General features: G+C 58.6%; 1 protein-coding gene. It reads right to left on the reverse strand.

Annotated elements, in window-relative coordinates; genetic code table 11:
• On the reverse strand, positions 1 to 273 hold a 273-nt coding region (locus SAZ04_RS22050; RefSeq protein ID WP_431309047.1), incomplete at both ends, for a hypothetical protein.

A 273-nucleotide genomic window follows, 5' to 3' on the forward strand; every position in this document is an offset into this window, starting at 1 on the left:
AGTAGGCGTCCTGTTCGACGCCGCGCCGGGTATATTTCGCCGGGGAGGTTTCATACTTCACTGGCTTACCTGTGACGCTCAGGCGCTCCTCAATAAACGCATTTCCGAACACCATGTAATCGAGCGCGAAGCGGCTGAAATCCTGCCGGGAAAGGCGCGGGTGCGGGATGTACGTCGACACCAGAATGTTACGCTTAACGTAAATCGGCGAGCTGTGGTGAACGGCGGCGCGCATGCTTTTCGCCAGCCCGGAAAAGCTCACAGGCGGCTCGT

It is taken from the genome of Halalkalibacter lacteus (assembly GCF_036663595.1).
Taxonomy (GTDB): domain Bacteria; phylum Bacillota; class Bacilli; order Bacillales; family Bacillaceae_D; genus Halalkalibacter; species Halalkalibacter lacteus.